Source organism: Microbacterium sp. EST19A (assembly GCF_019969685.1).
Taxonomy (GTDB): Bacteria; Actinomycetota; Actinomycetes; order Actinomycetales; family Microbacteriaceae; genus Microbacterium.
Window position 1 is genome coordinate 16,027 of the sequence record NZ_JAHXYZ010000006.1, and the last position, 16,643, is coordinate 32,669.

16 protein-coding genes are annotated in these 16,643 nt (G+C 69.6%); 6 read left to right on the forward strand and 10 right to left on the reverse strand.

The window, feature by feature from the left end; translation table 11 throughout:
- Positions 1-1,278 (reverse strand): DUF445 domain-containing protein, encoded by a 1,278-nt coding sequence (locus LC452_RS21270; RefSeq protein WP_223628881.1) that lies wholly within the window; start codon positions 1,276-1,278, stop codon positions 1-3.
- A 110-nt stretch (positions 1,279-1,388) separates the two neighbouring features.
- Here LC452_RS21270 and LC452_RS21275 point away from each other — a divergent pair, with 110 nt between their 5' ends.
- Positions 1,389-1,661, forward strand: a complete 273-nt coding sequence (locus LC452_RS21275; RefSeq protein WP_223628883.1) for a metal-sensitive transcriptional regulator — start codon at positions 1,389-1,391, stop codon at positions 1,659-1,661.
- Positions 1,662-1,708: 47 nt separating this feature from the next.
- On the opposite strand, the gene LC452_RS21280 is transcribed toward LC452_RS21275, so the two are convergent.
- Positions 1,709-3,256 carry an amino acid permease gene (locus tag LC452_RS21280; RefSeq protein ID WP_223628884.1) on the reverse strand — a complete coding sequence of 516 codons (1,548 nt, stop codon included), beginning with the start codon at positions 3,254-3,256 and terminating at the stop codon, positions 1,709-1,711.
- Between the two features lie 156 nt (positions 3,257-3,412).
- Here LC452_RS21280 and LC452_RS21285 point away from each other — a divergent pair, with 156 nt between their 5' ends.
- Genes LC452_RS21285 through LC452_RS21305 form a run of 5 tightly spaced genes read left to right on the forward strand, consistent with a single transcriptional unit; the run spans position 3,413 to position 8,397 of the window.
- Positions 3,413-4,768: a glutamine synthetase family protein gene (locus LC452_RS21285; protein WP_223628885.1), complete on the forward strand. Its 1,356-nt coding sequence runs from the start codon at positions 3,413-3,415 to the stop codon at positions 4,766-4,768.
- Positions 4,749-5,501, forward strand: coding sequence for a gamma-glutamyl-gamma-aminobutyrate hydrolase family protein (locus LC452_RS21290; RefSeq protein WP_223628887.1), 753 nt, complete (start codon positions 4,749-4,751; stop codon positions 5,499-5,501). Before LC452_RS21285 ends, LC452_RS21290 begins: the two co-directional genes overlap by 20 nt.
- Positions 5,498-6,859, forward strand: coding sequence for an aldehyde dehydrogenase (locus LC452_RS21295; RefSeq protein WP_223628888.1), 1,362 nt, complete (start codon positions 5,498-5,500; stop codon positions 6,857-6,859). The genes LC452_RS21290 and LC452_RS21295 overlap by 4 nt, the downstream gene beginning before the upstream one ends.
- Before the next feature lie 39 nt (positions 6,860-6,898).
- Complete coding sequence (locus LC452_RS21300) at positions 6,899-7,678, forward strand: 3-oxoacyl-ACP reductase (RefSeq protein WP_223628890.1); 780 nt, start codon at positions 6,899-6,901, stop codon at positions 7,676-7,678.
- Positions 7,675-8,397: a FadR/GntR family transcriptional regulator gene (locus LC452_RS21305; protein ID WP_223628891.1), complete on the forward strand. Its 723-nt coding sequence runs from the start codon at positions 7,675-7,677 to the stop codon at positions 8,395-8,397. The genes LC452_RS21300 and LC452_RS21305 overlap by 4 nt, the downstream gene beginning before the upstream one ends.
- A 28-nt stretch (positions 8,398-8,425) precedes the next feature.
- Here LC452_RS21305 and LC452_RS21310 read toward each other — a convergent pair whose 3' ends face one another.
- The 8 genes from LC452_RS21310 to LC452_RS21345 all read right to left on the reverse strand — a co-directional run bounded on the left by LC452_RS21310 (position 8,426) and on the right by LC452_RS21345 (position 16,459).
- On the reverse strand, positions 8,426-9,325 hold the full coding sequence (locus LC452_RS21310; protein ID WP_223628893.1) for a hypothetical protein: 900 nt from the start codon (positions 9,323-9,325) through the stop codon (positions 8,426-8,428).
- Positions 9,326-9,355: 30 nt separating this feature from the next.
- Positions 9,356-10,252, reverse strand: a complete 897-nt coding sequence (locus LC452_RS21315) for a hypothetical protein (protein WP_223628894.1) — start codon at positions 10,250-10,252, stop codon at positions 9,356-9,358.
- 93 nt (positions 10,253-10,345) lie between these two features.
- Positions 10,346-11,740, reverse strand: coding sequence for an aspartate aminotransferase family protein (locus LC452_RS21320; protein WP_223628895.1), 1,395 nt, complete (start codon positions 11,738-11,740; stop codon positions 10,346-10,348).
- The gene (locus tag LC452_RS21325) at positions 11,737-12,204 is read right to left on the reverse strand and encodes an Lrp/AsnC family transcriptional regulator (RefSeq protein ID WP_223628896.1); all 468 of its coding nucleotides are present in this window, start codon (positions 12,202-12,204) and stop codon (positions 11,737-11,739) included. The genes LC452_RS21320 and LC452_RS21325 overlap by 4 nt, the downstream gene beginning before the upstream one ends.
- A gap of 88 nt (positions 12,205-12,292) precedes the next feature.
- Positions 12,293-13,453 carry an acyl-CoA dehydrogenase family protein gene (locus LC452_RS21330; RefSeq protein WP_223628898.1) on the reverse strand — a complete coding sequence of 387 codons (1,161 nt, stop codon included), beginning with the start codon at positions 13,451-13,453 and terminating at the stop codon, positions 12,293-12,295.
- Positions 13,450-14,208 (reverse strand): alpha/beta fold hydrolase, encoded by a 759-nt coding sequence (locus LC452_RS21335; RefSeq protein ID WP_223628899.1) that lies wholly within the window; start codon positions 14,206-14,208, stop codon positions 13,450-13,452. The genes LC452_RS21330 and LC452_RS21335 overlap by 4 nt, the downstream gene beginning before the upstream one ends.
- Before the next feature lie 131 nt (positions 14,209-14,339).
- A complete protein-coding gene (locus LC452_RS21340; protein ID WP_223628900.1) occupies positions 14,340-15,254 on the reverse strand; it encodes a sugar kinase in 915 nt (304 codons plus the stop codon).
- Positions 15,251-16,459 (reverse strand): MFS transporter, encoded by a 1,209-nt coding sequence (locus LC452_RS21345; RefSeq protein WP_223628901.1) that lies wholly within the window; start codon positions 16,457-16,459, stop codon positions 15,251-15,253. Before LC452_RS21345 ends, LC452_RS21340 begins: the two co-directional genes overlap by 4 nt.
- Positions 16,460-16,643 lie beyond the last annotated feature (184 nt).

Below are 16,643 nucleotides of genomic sequence, written 5' to 3' on the forward strand. Positions count from 1 at the left end.
TCAGACTCCGGGGATCAGGGCGTGGGCGATGGTGAAGATCGCGAGACCCGCGAGGGCGCCGACGAAGGTGCCGTTCAGGCGGATGTACTGCAGGTCGCGGCCCACCATGAGCTCGATCTTCTCGGTCGTCTCGGCCGGATCCCAGCGCTCGACCGTGTCGGTGATGATCGAGGCGATGTCGTGACGGTAGCGGTCGACGAGGAATACCGCGGCATCCGAGACCCAGGTGTCGACACGGTGCTGCAGCGCGGCATCCGTCGTCAGGCGCTGGCCGACCTCCTGCAGCGCCTGCACCGCGCGCCGTCGCAGCCCGCTCTGGGGATCGGCGAGGGCGGTGAGCAGACCGTTCTTCGCGGTGTTCCACGCCTCGGCGGCGAGGGCTCCGACCCGCGGACTGTCGAACAGCGACGCCTTCGCGTTCTCGAGCTTCGCCCGGGTGTCGGGATCGTTCTGCAGGTTGTCGGCGAGCCGTGAGAGGTACCCGTCGATCGCGATCCGGGCCGGATGCCGCGGGTCGGCCTGCACGGCGTGGATGAACTTGATCGCCTCGTTGTAGACCGTGTCGTCGACGAAACGATGGGCGAGCTTGGGCACCCAGCCGGGCAGGCGACGCGAGACCAGGCCGGAGAAGGACTCCGCGTTGGCTTCGAGCCACCGTCCGATGTTGTCCACCGCGAGGTCGACGGCTCCGTGATGTGCGTCGGCCTCGACGATCTTCTCCAGCCACACGCCCGCAGGAGGACCCCATTCCGGTTCGACGAGGTGCTCCCGGGCGAGGTCGGTGATGAGGTCGCGGACATCGTCGTCGCTCAGCGCGTTGAGCACGGCCGTCGCGATCGTCGCGCCTTCGGCGCCGACCCGCTCGGCGTGCGCCTCGTCGCGCAGCCATTCGCCGGCGCGCAGCGCGATGGCGGTGCTCGAGAGCTTGGTGCGCACGACGTCGGCCGCGAGGAAGTTGGTCTCGACGAACTCGCCGAGTGTGCGGCCGATCTCGTCCTTGCGGCTCGGGATGATCGCGGTGTGCGGGATCGGGATTCCCAGCGGATGCCGGAAAAGCGCGGTGACGGCGAACCAGTCTGCGAGCGCGCCGACCATCCCGCCCTCGGCCGCGGCGCGGACATACGAGAGCCACGGCTGCCGCTCCTGGAACATGAACGCGATGACGAACGCGATCGCCATGAAGATCAGGGCCCCGAGCGCCACCGCCTTCATCCGGCGCAGCGCGCGCAGTCGGACCTGGTCGGAGGGAGACAGCATCGCCATCGGTGTTCGCGGCATGACGCCATCCTCGCACGCTGATGCGACGGCCCGGCCGACATCCGTGGCCGCCCGTCTCGCCGGCCAGACAGGTCGATCCTCGGCGTGCGGCGCGGAGTACCCTCGGGAGGGTGATCGAAGACATCAAGAAGCGTGCTCTGCACCGCACCAGCATCCTCGAGGGGCAGATGCGCGGTGTCGCGCGGATGATCGAGAACGAGGAGTACTGCATGGACATCATCACGCAGTCCCGCGCGATCCAGCGCTCCCTGGAGTCCCTGAACCGGCTGCTGCTCGAGAACCATCTGCGCACCCACGTGACCGACATGTTCGAGGCGGGCGGCGAGGAACGCGACAAAGCGGTGGTCGAACTGCTGAAGGCGTTCGACTTCGACCGCAAGTAGACACGACGCAGCGCCCCGACGAAGACGTCGGGGCGCTGCGCTGCGGCTCACCTGCTGCCGTCGAAGACCTCGCCCTCCATCGCGTCGTACCCCTCGGTCTGCGGGTCGCCGTGCGATCCGCCGGACAGCGCGTACTCCTCCTCGGGCGAGAGCACCAGGCGGTGGCGGAAGAAGAGCCCGAAGCCGAGCAGAATCACGACGTACACGATCGCGATCGCGATGATCGCCGGACCGAACGTCGGGTTGAGCAGGAAACCGACGAAGATGAGCGCGGCGATGACGAGCGCGACGGCCGCCCCGGGGATGCCCCACGGGCTGCGGTAAGGACGGTCGACGTTCGGGTACTTCCTGCGCAGGATCATGAACGAGACGAGCTGGAGGCCGTACGCGAGCACCGCGCCCCAGACCGCGATGTTCAGCACGATCGCACCCGCCACGGATCCGGCGCCTTCCGCATCGACGGCGGCGAGCACGTCGAGGACGATGAGGGCGATGAAGCCGACGGCCGCACCGACGACGAGCGCCACCCAGGGCGTCTGCCGCTTGCCGGTGAGGGAGAGGAACCGCGGGTAGTAGCCGGCGCGGGAGAGCGAGTACATGTTGCGGCCGTACGCGAACATGATGCCCTGCAGCGAGGCGAGAAGGCCGATCAGCGCGAACAGGGCGAGCACGGCGGCGAGCTGGTCGCCGACGATCGCGCGGAAGCCGTCGAGCAGAGGCTCGCCGGCGGTGCCCGTGGCCTCGGCGCCGATCACGCCGGTGTTGAGGAACAGCACCAGGAGTCCGGTCACGATGAGCGTGCCGCGAGCCCAGAATCCGGCCTTCGGGATGTCGCGGGTCGGGTTGTGCGACTCCTCGGCGGCGAGCGGAAGCTCTTCGATGCCCAGGAAGAACCACATCGCGAAGGGAAGGGCGAACAGGATCGGCAGCACGCCGTGCGGCAGGAAGGTCGTCTGACCCTCGTCGGGGACGATGTCCCACAGGGCGCCCCAGCTGAAGGCGCCGGAGAAGAGAGCCATCACGGAGAACACCAGGATGATGCCGATCGAGATGATCGACACGACGATCGCGAAGCGGAAGGAGATCGCCGCTCCGGCGGAGTTCAGGGCGATGAAGACCACGTAGAGGATCAGATACCAGAGCCATCCCGGCAGCTCGAGGCCCAGCAGCTCGCTGGTGATGCCGTTCGCATACGACGCCGAGAAGTAGACGATCACCGCCGTCGTCGCCACGTACTCGATCGTCTCCGCGGCTCCGGTGACGAGGCCGCCCCACGGGCCCATCGCGGATCGGGCGAAGGAGTAGGCGCCACCGGTGTGCGGCATCATCGCGGCCATCTCGCCGATCGCGAAGATCATCCCGTAGTACATCAGCACGAGGATCGCGAACGCGATCAGCATGCCGCCGAAGCCGGCGAAGTCGATGCCGAAGTTCCAGCCGGAGAAGTCGCCGGAGATGACGGCGGCGACCGCGAGACCCCACAGGCCCCAGACGCCCGCCGATCTCTTCAGGGTGCGTTTCTCGAAGTACTCGCTCCCGGCACGTGTATAGGTCGCCCCAGCGACCTTGCGGGACCCACTGCTCTGCTCAGACATCCGCTCTCCGTTCGCATGCATACCGGCGCCGGGTGCACCTTGCGGATGATTGTGACAGTCAATGGTGGTTTCGTCTACCTTTAGACGTCGAGGTGATCTACTCTGAGGGCGAAGCCGGTCGGTCGATCGCTTCACCACGACGACGGGAGCGAGAAGATGTCGGGAAACCTGAGCATCGAGCAGCTGGATGCCGGCATCGCCGCCGGCGAGATCGACACGGTGATCGTGGCCTTCGCCGATGCGCAAGGACGACTGGTCGGCAAACGGGTCTCCGCGCGCCTGTTCCAGGAGGACATCCTGCATCACGGCGCCGAGGCCTGCGACTACCTGCTGTCGGTCGATGTCGACATGAACACGGTCGACGGCTACGCGATGTCCGGTTGGAACCGCGGCTACGGCGACATGGTGCTGCGGCCGGATGTCGTCACGCTCCGCCGGATGCCGTGGCTCGAGGGCACCGTCCTGATCATGGCCGACCTGGTCTGGCAGAACGGCGAACCGGTCGGACCGTCACCGCGCGCGATCCTCGACCGGCAGCGCGATCGCCTCGCGGAGCGGGGCTGGACCGCGTTCTCGGGCACCGAGCTCGAGTTCATCGTGTTCGAGAACACGTACCGCGACGCCTGGGCCCGCAAGTACGAGGGCCTGACGCCGGCGACCGACTACAACGTCGACTACAACCTGCAGGCCTCGACCCGCATGGAGCCCCTGCTGCGCGACATCCGCAACGGGATGGACGGCGCGGGCATGTACTGCGAGGGCGTCAAGGGCGAATGCAACTTCGGCCAGCAGGAGATCGCGTTCCGCTACGCCGAGGTGCGCGAGACCGCCGACCAGCACGTGATCTACAAGAACGGCGCCAAGGAGATCGCAGAGCAGCACGGCCAGGCGCTCACCTTCATGGCGAAGTTCAACGAACGGGAGGGCAACAGCTGCCACATCCACCTCTCCCTGCGGGCGGACGACGGGACCCCGGTGATGGCGGGCGACGGCGAGCACGGGTTCAGCCCGGTCATGGAGCACTGGATCGCCGGCATCCTGGCGACGCTCCGCGAGTTCACGCTGCTCTATGCGCCCAACATCAACTCCTACAAGCGCTTCGCGAAGGGCAGCTTCGCGCCCACCGGAGTCGCCTGGGGCATCGACAACCGCACTTGCGCGCTGCGCGTGATCGGCAGCGGCTCAGGGCTGCGCGTCGAGAACCGGGTGCCCGGCGGAGACGTGAACCCGTACATGGGCATCTCGGCGATCATCGCGGGCGGACTGTACGGGATCGAGAACGAGCTGCCGCTTCCCGAGCGCTTCACCGGCAACGCCTACGAAGCCGGCGTCGACCATCTGCCGACGACCCTCCGCGAAGCGGCGCAGCTGTTCAGCGAGTCGACCATCGCGAGAGCGGCGTTCGGCGACGACGTCGTCGACCACTACCTGAACCAGGCGCGCATCGAGCTCGAGGCCTACGACGCCGCCGTCACCGACTGGGAGCGCATCCGTGGTTTCGAGCGGCTCTGACCGGGCACCGCTGATCGGTGTCACGACGTACCTGGAGCGGGCGCAGCAGGGGGTGTGGGATGTGCGGGCGGCGTTCCTGCCCGAGCAGTATCTGACCGGGGTGACCGCGTCGGGCGGCATCGCCCTGCTGCTGCCGCCGCAGGATCCGGAGACCGCGGATGCGGCCATCGCCGGGATGGACGGACTGATCCTCTCGGGGGGCGCCGACGTCGCGCCCGAGCTCTACGGCGCGGAGCGGCATCCGCTCACCGATCCCGCCCGCGTCGATCGCGACGCGTGGGAGCTCGCGCTGTTCCGGGCGGCGGAGCGCCGGCGCATCCCGGTGCTCGCGATCTGCCGGGGCCTGCAGCTCGTCAACGTCGCCCGCGGCGGCACCCTGCAGCAGCACCTGCCCGAGTCGCTCGGCACCGAGCGGTACCGCCTCGGCGGCGGCGTCTTCGCCGAGAACCACATCGAGGTGTCGGACGACACCGCGCTCGCCGGAGTCCTCGGCGCGGGCGATGCGCGGGTGCACAGCTACCACCACCAGGGCATCGAACGGCTCGGGGAGGGACTGGTCGCGGCCGCGCGCTCCGATGACGGACTCGTGCAGGCATTCGTCGACACCGTGGACGGTCATGTCGTCGGCATCCAGTGGCACCCGGAGGAGAACGCCGACGACCGGCGCCTCTTCGAAGATCTCGTCTCACAGGCTCGTGCGTTCGCCGCGCGGCGGAAGGAGGACGCCCGATGAGCGCGTTCACAGTCATCAACCCGTCGACCGGTGCCGCGATCCGCGATGTCACCCGTGCCGACGTCGGAGAGACGGATGCCGCGATCGCCCGCGCCGTCTCCGCGCAGCGCCGGTGGGCGGCACTGGCGCCGGTCGCACGGGCGGATGCGCTCCGGTCGTTCGCCCGCGCCGTCGAGGGTGCGGTCGAAGAGCTGGCCCAGCTGGAGGTGCTCAACTCCGGGCATCCGATCGGCTCCGCCCGCTGGGAGGCCGGGCACGTCGCCCAAGTGCTCAACTACTACTCCGCCGACCCGGAGCGCCTCTCGGGGCGGCAGATCCCGGTGGCCGGGGGCCTCGACGTGACCTTCCACGACCCGTACGGAGTGGTCGGGATCATCGTGCCGTGGAACTTCCCGATGACGATCGCCTCGTGGGCGTTCGCGCCGGCGCTCGCCGCGGGCAACGCCGTCGTGCTGAAGCCTGCCGAGCTGACCCCGCTCACCGCGATCCGCCTCGGCGAGCTCGCGCTCGAGGCAGGGCTCCCGGAGGGGCTGTTCGAGGTCGTCACCGGCTCGGGGTCGGTCGTCGGTCAGCGTCTGGTCGAGCACCCCGACGTGCGCAAGGTCGTGTTCACCGGCTCGACCGAGGTCGGCATCGAGGTCGCGGCGGGGTGCGCCCGCGCGCTCAAGCCGGTCACCCTCGAACTCGGCGGCAAGAGCGCGAACATCGTCTTCGCCGACGCCGACCTCGAGCGGGCGGCGGCAGCCGTCCCCGGTTCGGTCTTCGACAACGCGGGTCAGGACTGCTGCGCGCGCAGCCGCCTCCTCGTGCAGCGCTCGGTGTACGACCGCTTCCTCGAGCTGCTCGAACCGGCCGTGGCGGCGTGGCGCGTGGGCGACCCCGGCAGCGCCGACACCGACATGGGGCCGCTGATCTCGGCCGGGCACCGCGACACCGTCGCCTCGTTCCTCGACGGCGCCGACATCGCGTTCCGCGGCACCGCGCCCGAGGGGGACGGGTTCTGGTTCGCTCCCGCCGTCGTGCTCGCCGACCCCGCCGACCGCATCGCGCAGCAGGAGATCTTCGGTCCCGTCGTCGCCGTGATGCCGTTCGAGGACGAAGCCGACGCGATCCGCCTGGCGAACGACACGGTCTACGGACTCGCCGGCTCCGTGTGGACCGAGAGCCTGGGGCGCGGTGTGCGCGTGGCGCGCGGAGTGCGCAGCGGGGTGCTCTCGGTGAACTCGCACTCCTCGGTGCGCTACGCCACGCCATTCGGCGGCATGAAGGCCTCGGGCCTGGGGCGAGAGCTCGGCCCCGACGCGGCCGAGCACTTCACCGAGACCAAGAACGTCTTCTTCGCGACCGATGACCTCTGAGCACGTCGCACCCCATCCCATCCGGAACGGAGAACCCACATGAGCATCGATCTGACCCAGCGACTGAAGGACCGCGTCGCCATCATCACCGGCGGCGCGAGCGGCATCGGGTTCGCGACCGCGAAGCGCTTCGCGGACGAAGGCGCCTTCGTCGTGATCGCCGACGTCGACCCGGCGTCGGGTGAAGCGGCGGCGGCGGAGGTCGGAGGCGCGTTCCGTCCGGTCGACGTCGCCGACGAAGCCAAGGTCGATGCGCTCTTCAACGGCGTCGCCGAGGAGTTCGGGCGCATCGACATCGCCTTCAACAACGCCGGGATCTCTCCGGCCGACGACGACTCGATCGAGACGACCGAGCTGCCGGCGTGGGACCGGGTGCAGGACGTGAACCTCAAGAGCGTGTACCTGTGCAGCCGCGCGGCTCTGCGCCACATGGTGCCGGCCGGGCGCGGTTCGATCATCAACACCGCGTCGTTCGTCGCGCTGCTGGGCTCGGCGACCTCGCAGATCAGCTACACCGCATCGAAGGGCGGCGTGCTGGCGATGTCGCGCGAACTGGGCGTGCAGTTCGCGCGGCAGGGGGTGCGGGTGAACGCGCTGTGCCCCGGGCCGGTGAACACCCCGCTGCTGCAGGAGCTGTTCGCCAAGGATCCGGAGCGCGCGCAACGGCGACTCGTGCACGTGCCGATGGGGCGCTTCGCGGAACCGGAGGAGCTGGCGGCAGCCGTGGCCTTCCTCGCCTCCGACGACTCGTCGTTCATCACCGCCAGCGCGTTCGTCGTCGACGGCGGCATCACCAACGCCTACGTCACCCCGCTGTGAACGACCACGACGGCGACCTCGTCGAGGTGCGGAAGGCGGTCTATCGGCCGCTGCGACGCGGCAATGCGCTCGAGGACGCCGTCGCCCGGCTCGTGCAGACCATCCGTCTCGGCGTGGTCGCCCCGGGGGAGTCGCTGCCCCCGGAGCGCGAGCTCGCGGCGTCGTTCGGCGTGAGCCGTGACACCGTGCGCGAGGCGATCCGCGAGCTGGCCGACACCGGCTACCTCCTTGCCCGGCGAGGTCGGTACGGAGGCACCTTCGTGGCGGACCCGTTGCCGCATCCGTCGGTTCCCGGTGCCGTGACAGCGGAGAAGATCGACGACGTCCTGGGTCTGCGTCGCGTGCTCGAGACCGGATCCGCGCGCGCGGCCGCGAGCCGGTCTCTGGATGCCGCGACCCGCGCCGACCTCTGGGCGCGGCACGAGGCGGCACTTCCCGCGGGCCCGGACGAATACCGACGACTCGACACGCTCCTGCATCTGGCGATCGCCGAGGCCGCCGGCATCCCCTCGCTCGTCGCCCTCGTGGCGGAGAACCGCGCCGACGTCAATGCGTGGCTCGACACGTTCCCGCTGATGCCGCGGAACATCCAGCACTCCGGAGAGCAGCACGAGAGCATCGTCTCCGCGATCCTCGCCGGGCGCCCCGATGCGGCGGAGGAGGCGATGCGCGATCACCTCGCCGGATCCGAGGCGCTGCTGCGCGGCTTCCTGCTGTAGGCCCGGCGCAGCGGGTCGTGCCGCCGGATCAGCGGTCGTCGTAGCCCCACCGGATGCCGAGCGCACCGGGACCGAAATCGCGACGGGTCTGATGCACGGACGCCTGCGGCCGCAGCGGGCGGTACACCGCCTCCTCGGTGGCCTCCGTGCGTTCGAGCTCGTCGATCCAGTCCGGGATCGCGTCCTCGTGGAACCGCGTCCACAGCACGAGGTCGCGGATCGGACGCACGACGAAGGCCCCGGTCTCGGGCTGCGACGTGTAGTCGTCATGACCCTCCATCGTGACCTCGATCATCGTCGTCACCCCGAGGGAGAGGGGCTGATCCAGCTGCAGGACGTACGCGTACACGCGCTCGCTCGCGTGCAGATGATCGCGGACCATCCGCGCACCGTGGACCGTCATCTGCGGGCGGTCGATGGGGTCCTCCGCCGACAGCAGCGTGTAGGTCACGAACTCGACCGTGCCGGGCGAGACGGATTGGAGGAGCGTCCTCGACGTGCGGCGGCGGAGATAGCCGTCGGCGGTGACGTCTCCCACGACATGCGTCGAGATCTCCCGGGTGATGTCGAGCGGTGGCGCATCGAGGATCTCGAGGGTCTCGTTCAGCGCCTGAGTGATCTGCTCTTCGGTGAACGGATTGCGCGGGTCGTGGAGCACGCCGAGCCGCACCCTCTCGGTCACCAGGGCGAGCAGGGCGCCGGGCGGCAGGTCGAGCAGGCGCTCGATGTCCTCGACCGCAGCCAGGGATGCCGCGCCCTCCGGTGCGCGCAGGCCGGAACGCCAGTAGCTCAACGTCGCCATCGAGACGGGGTTGGCACGATCGACCAGTCGGCGCCGCAGCCAGGACAGCGAGACTCCGCTCGCGCGGAGGGCTTCGGCGAAGACCTCGCCGAATGACCCGCCGTCCTCGCGCTCCAGCGACGTCATCTCACCCTCCTCATCCGGAACCATAGCCCGTCATCGGTCGTAGCCCCAGCGGAGGCCGAGGATGCCCGGGCCGAAGTCCCGCCGCGACAGATGGATCGAGTCGAGCGGGGTCAGCGCCGTCGACACGAGACCGTCGGTCGCGGGAGACCGCTCGAACTCATGGATCCAGTCGGGAACGGCATCCGGATGGAATCGGGTCCACAGGAGCAGATTGCGGATCGGGCGCATCACGAACGCCGCGGTCTCGTCCTCGACGAGAAGCGCTCCGGTGCTCGGCGGAGGGACCTCCATGCTGATCTCCAGCATCGTCGTGGCGCCGATCAGCAGCGGCCGGTCCAGGCGCAGGACGCAGGCGTAGACGTGCTCGCTCTCGTGGAGATGCTCTCGTATCAGCGTCGCGCCGCGGAGCGTGGATCGGGGGCGACGGACGATGTTCTCGGCGGACATCAGCGCGTAGGTCATCTCGTGGACGAACGGTGCGACGGCCTGGATGAGCACGTGCGCGGTGCGGCTGCGCAGCATCCCGTTCTCGTCGACCGTCGACACGACGTGGGCGCTCAGCGCTCGGGTGAGCTCGATCGGGGGCGCGTCGAGCAGGCGCAGGGTCTCCTCCGACGCCTCGGCGACCTGGGTCTCGGTGAACGGGTTCTGTGCCGGCGCGAGTGCGCCGAGCCGCGTGCGGGTTCCCACCAGGTGGAGGAGCGCGCCCGGGTCGAGTCCCAGCAGCTGCTCGATGTCCTCCAGGGCGGTCAGCGACCGCAGCCCCTCGGGATGCCGTTCGCCGGCGCGCCAGTAGCTGAGCGTCGCGACGGAGATCGGATTCGCTCGATCCCGAAGCCTCCGGTGCAGCCAGGAGAGCGAGACCTGACGCGCCGTGATGGCTGCCGAGAAGGCCTGTGCGAATGCCGTCGGACTTTCGTCCCCCATGTCGAGCATGATGTCTCCCGGGCGACACCATATCGCCGGGATCGGGGGTCCCGAGGGCGCGAACCGATATGCTGGCTCGCCTCCTGGGAGGGGTCAGAGCACGGACTGCGCGCGCGTCAGGACATCGCGCAGGATCTGCTCGATCTCGCGGAATTCGGCCGGCCCCACGGTGAGTGGAGGAGCGAGCTGGATGACGGGGTCGCCGCGATCGTCGGCGCGGCAGTAGAGCCCGGCGGAGAAGAGCGCGGGGGAGAGGAAGCCGCGCAGCAGCCGCTCGGACTCGGCGTCGTCGAAGGTCTCCTTGGTGCCCTTGTCCTTCACGAGCTCGATGCCGAAGAAGTAGCCGTCGCCGCGGACGTCCCCGACCAGGGGCAGATCGAGCAGCTTCTCGAGCTCGGCGCGGAACAGCGGAGAGTTCTCGCGCACCCGCGCGTTCAGCCCCTCCTCGTCGAAGATCGCCAGGTTCTCCAGTGCCACGGCCGCCGAGACGGGGTGACCGCCGAACGTGTAGCCGTGGGGGAAGGAGACATCGCCGTGCGAGAACGGCTCGTAGATGCGGTCGCTGATGATCGTGGCGCCGATGGGCGAGTAGCCGCTCGTCATCCCCTTCGCGCACGTGATCATGTCGGGCACGTAGCCGAGTCCCGTACAGGCGAACGTGTGGCCGAGCCTGCCGAAGGCGCAAATGACCTCGTCCGAGACGAGCAGCACGTCATGGCGGTCGCAGATCTCCCGCACGCGGGCGAAGTAGCCGGGAGGCGGCGGGAAGCACCCGCCCGAGTTCTGCACCGGCTCGAGGAAGACCGCGGCGACGGTGTCGGCGCCCTCGAAGAGGATCATCTCCTCGATGCGGTCGGCCGCCCATCGTCCGAAGGCCTCGAGGTCCTCGGCGGGCGCGCCCATCTCGGCGGCACGGTAGAAGTTCGTGTTCGGCACGCGGAATCCTCCGGGGGCCACCGGTTCGAACATCGCCTTCATCGCCGGGATGCCGGTGATCGCGAGGGCTCCGTGCGGGGTGCCGTGATAGGCGACCGCTCGCGAGACGACCTTGTGCTTGGTGGGCTTGCCCTGCAGCTTCCAGTAGTGCTTCGCCAGCTTCAGCGCCGTCTCGACGGCCTCGCCGCCTCCGGTGGAGAAGAAGACCCTGTTCAGGTCGCCCGGTGCTTCGTCGGCGAGCCGGTCCGCGAGCTCGATCGCCGCCGGATGCGCGTACGACCAGAGCGGGAAGAAGGAGAGCTCGGATGCCTGGGCGGCGGCGGCCTCCGCGAGTCGGCGCCGTCCATGCCCGGCGTTGACGACGAAGAGGCCCGACAATCCGTCGAAGTACTCCTTGCCGGAGGAGTCCCAGATGCGGTGGCCGTCGCCCTTGACGATGATCGGCACACCGGACTCGGCCATCGTGGACTGCCGCGTGAAGTGCATCCAGAGATGGTCTTTCGCCATCCTCTGCAGTTCCGATTCGGACGGGATGGTGCGCGGCGTGCTCATCTGGTCCCCCAGTTGTAGAGCTGCTTCTGCAGCTTGGCGTAGATGAAGGTCTCGGTGGAGACCACACCCGGGATCGGGCGGATGACGTCGTTGATGAGTGCGAGCAGCTGATCGTCGTCCTCGCACACGACCTCGGCGAGAACGTCGAACGCTCCGACCGTGATCACCACGTAGTCGATCGCCTCGACCTTCGCGATCGCCTCGGCGACGACGCGCGTGTCGCCGGACACGCGGATCCCGATCATGGCCTGACGGTGGAAGCCGAGCTGCATCGGATCGGTCACGGCGACGATCTGCATCACGCCCGACTCGGTGAGCCGCTGCACGCGCTGGCGGACGGCGGCCTCGCTCAGGCCGACGACGCGGCCGATGTCGGAGTAGGAGCGGCGGCCGTCTTCCTGGAGCAACTCGATGATCGTCTTGGAGACCGCATCGAGCGATGAATGCTTCTTCACCGAACTCATGGTGCGATCTTCGCACTCAGAGGCTCGATCGGCAACCGATTCCGCGGTCGCCATCGAGCGCGGCGCACGATATGCGCAGGATCCGCGATCAGTCCGCGATCGGCCCGAGCCAGAAGCCCGCTGCGGTCGCGTGGGCCGATTCCGGGTCTGACGGGTGGAAGGCTCCGGCGAGGACGTCACGGTACAGGCGCGACAGCTCGTTCGCCGAGAAGTAGGAGCCGCCGCCTCCGACGAGCATGGCCTCGTCGACGACCTGCTTCGCCATCGTGATCGCGCGGTGCTTCACGCCGGAGAGGAGCGAGAACCAGCGGGCGCCGTTGTCGACGCGCTCGTCGACGTCGCGGGCGAGCGCGGCGATCTGCGGCGGCAGGGCATCGTAGGCGAGCGCCATGTCGGCGATCCGCCAGCGGATGTCGGGGTCCTGGCTGTACGCGGCGCCGGTCTTCTTCGACCGGCGCTTCCCGGCGGAGAGCACGGCCAGCTCGAGAGCGCGTCGCGCGATGCCCGTGTAGACCGACGCCAGCAGGATCTCGAACACGGAGAAGATGCCGAAGACGATGGGGTCGGGGTTCGGGCCGGGATCGATGCGGCGCACCACATGCGCGGCATCCGCCAACGCGCCGTCGAGGCGGGTCGTCCTGCTCTGCGTCGCACGCATTCCGAGGGTGTCCCAGTCGTCGCCCGTCGTGACGGCATCCGTCCGCTCCACGAAGGCGAACACGAGCTTCGGCGCATCCGCGCTCGTCGTGTCGAGGCCGTGCAGACCGAGCCGCGTCCAGACCGGGGCGAGAGACGTGAAGATCTTGGTGCCGGTGAAGGCGTAGCCGCCGTCCGCGTCGGGGACGGCCTCGGTGTCGCTGCCGAAGAGCACCAGGTCGTTGCCGCCCTCGCTGATGCCGAACGCGAAGACCTCGCCGGCGACGGCGCCGTCCTGCACGAATTCCAGGCCCGGCACGCCGCGATCGGAGAAGACCTTGGCGACGCCGGTCCAGACGAGGTGCATGTTGATCGCGAGTGCGGTCGCGGGAGCGGCGCCGGCGAGGCGCTGCTGCAGGATCGCGGCGTCGGCGAGCGACAGTCCGGCGCCGCCGCGTTCGGCCGGCACCAGGATCGACAGGTATCCGGTGGCACGGAGCTCGTCGAGATCCTGCTGCGGGAAGGTGTTGTCGCGGTCGTGGAGGGGCGCGCGCTCACGGATCCGCTCGAGCAGTTCGTCGGGGAGGAACACCGTCGGGTCGAAGTCGGTCACTTCAGGGCCTCCAGGAGCTGGCGGATGGATTCCTCCGGCTTGTCGCGATGCAGGGAGTGGCCGGCGTCCGAGACGACCGACATCGTGATCCGGGGATTGGCGGCCAGCACCTCGGCGGCCAGGTCCCCGGTGAAGATGCTGTACACCGCGGGATCGGCGGCGATCACATGCGTCGGAACGGTCAGTCGCGCCGCCTGCGCACGCACGTCCCACGGCTGGTTCTGCACGCTGGTCTGCTCGACGGCCCACGCGCTCGCCCGCAGCACGGCGTCGACCTTCAGCTCCTGATCCTGCGGGTGCCAGTGCGGGTGCTCCTGCTGCACGATCTCGATGCGGGGGTCGGCGAACGCGCGCTCCTGGCTCTTGCGGACGATCGACGCATCGCGCCCGCCCACGTGGATCGCGGGGTCGATGAGCACGAGCCGTCGGGTCCACTCCGGCTCGGATGCCGCGGCGACCGTAGCGGACGCGCCGCCCAGGGAGTGACCGATGACGGCGTCCCACGTGCCGCCGCCGTCCGTCCGCGTCGCGATGAGGTCGGAGGCGAAGGCGGCGACCGTGTAGTCGAGCGACCGCGGGGCGTCGCCGTGACCGCGCAGATCGATCGCGGTGGCGTGCCACCCGGCACCGGCGAGGGCGTCGCCGAGCCGCCACATCAGGGCCCCGGACGAGCCGAGACCGTGCACGAGGAGCGCGCGGCGGGTCGCCGACGGGTCGCCCCAGGCGATGCGGGGGAGCCGGAGCGGTGCGGTCATGGTTCCAGCCTAGAACCGCGGGCGACGAGCGGCGTCGGTGCGCTTCGAGAGGAAATGTGCGCCAGCGAAGGACGGATGCCGACGACTCGTCCTTCTCCGGCGCACATGTCCTTGCCGGGTTCGGGCCCCGGTCAGTCGATCGGCGGCATGTCCGCGTGCGTCACGAGCACCCGGGCGGCGGCGGCGTGTCCGGCCGACAGGCGCTCTCCGATCGAACGTTCCTCGAGGGTCGCGGCCAGGAACCCCGACGCGAACGCGTCGCCCGCGCCGACCGGCTCGACCACTTCGACGCGCGGCGCGGCGACGAAGACCGGGTCGGCGCCGTGCGCGAACGCGGTGGCTCCGACGTCGCCGTCCTTCACGACGAGCAGCGCGCAACTCGGCAGGAACGCGCGGATCTCGTCGGGCGTCGCGGTGCCCCAGATGCGCTCGGCCTCGTCGCGGCCGACGAACGTGATGTCCGCGGCGTCCGCGAGGCGCGCGAGGGTCGCAGCGGCGTGCTCGCGAGACCAGAGCGGACGCCGGTCGTTGACGTCGAACGACACCGTGGCGCCCGCCGCGCGCGCGTCGGCGAACAGCTGGTCGACCATGTCGAGGCAGGTCGGGGAGAGTGCCGGGGTGATGCCGGTCGTGTGCACGATGCGCACACCCGCGAGACGCTCCGCCGAGAGGAAGCCCGGCGCCATCGCCGATGCGGCCGAGCCGCGCCGGTAGTAGTAGACGTCGGAGGATTCGATGCCGGGGTCCTTGAACATCATCCCGGTCGGCGCTGTCGCGTCGCGTTCGACCCAGAGCTGCACGCGTCGGCGTTCGAGCTCCGAGCTGAGTCGGTCGCCGAGCGGGTCATCGCCGAGCCTCGACGCCCACGCGGCGCGGTGACCGGCGGCCACGAGGCCCACGGCGACGTTGGCCTCTGCGCCCGCATGGCCGATCGCGGCCGTCTCGGCCTCGGCGAGCCGGGAGGCGACCGGGGTGATCAGCACCATGGATTCGCCGATGCAGACGACCTCGGGAGCGGGGGAGTTCTGTGGGACAGGAGAGCTCATGAAGGGGTGACCGCCACGGGTTCGGTATCGGGAGAGGGACTCGCGTCACGATGACGCAGATCGGGGAACGCCCGCACGAACACCACGGCGACGATCAGGCCGACCGCGGCGAACACGGTCGCGGCGAAGTACGCGCCGCGCCAGTCGCCGCTGTCGACCAGGAACCCGGCGACGGCGGAACCGGCGGCGGCGCCGATGAGCTGGCCGGTGCCGGCCCAGCCGAACGCCTCGGCGGTCTCGGAGAACTTGACGCTCGCGGAGGTGATCGCGAAGAGCACGGCGAGGGCCGGAGCGATGCCGATGCCCGCCAGCACGAGAGTGCCGCCGAGCCAGAACACGTTGAGCATGACCATCGTCAGGGCGAGGCCCACCGTCACGATCAGGAGCCGGCGCGCCATGGCCCACGGCCCGATCGGGATGTGGCCGAAGGCGAGGCCGCCGACGAGGCTGCCGACCGAGAACACGGCGAGCACGAGGCCGGCGGTCAGGCTTCCGTGCTCGAACGTCGCCACGACGCCGACCTCGACGGCCGCGCAGGCGCCGATCAGGAGGAAGCCGATCACGGTCGCGAGCAGCACGGGCGGCTTGAGCACGACCTTGCCCAGTGCGTTGCGACTGCGGGGGATGCGCACACGCCCCACCTCGGGGGAGAGGATGAACCACGCGCCGCCGCCGACGAGGATGATCGCGACGAGGAGCAGGCCCTCGACCGTGCCGATCTGCGTGGAGACGAGAGTGATGACGACCGGTGCGAGGATCCAGATGATCTCCTGCAGGGACGCGTCGAGGGAGAAGAGCGGAGTGAGCTGCGAGGAGTTGACGAGCTTCGGGTAGATGGTGCGCACGGCGGCCTGGATCGGCGGCGTCGACAGGCCGGCGATCATTCCGAGGACCATGTAGCCGGGCACGTTCAGCGGAAGGAACGCCAGCCCGAGCACGGCGAGCACGCAGACGCTGAGCGTCAGCGTGATGACCCGGCGCATGCCCCACACGCCCATCCAGCGGCTCGTGATGGGGCCGGCGATCGCCTGTCCCACGCTGGTCGCGGCGAGCACGAGGCCGGCGGAGCCGTAGGAGCCGGTCTGCTGCTCGACATGCAGCAGGATCGCCAGCGAGGACATGCCGTTGGGGAAGCGCGCGGTCAGCTGTGCGGCGATCATGCGCGCCACTCCCGGCGTGCGAAGAAGATCCCGATATCCCGCCACCTGACCACGGTAGCGGGCCCGGACCGCGCGCGTCGAAGCGGCGTCCGACGCGACACGCCGACGACACGCCGAAAGGCGAATTCCACAGGCGATCGGATGTCGGATGCCCCGCGTAGCGTCCCACCTGTGGATAGATCCCTCACAGGTGTCTCCCAGCCGCGGATTCTCGGGCTTCGAGGTCGTC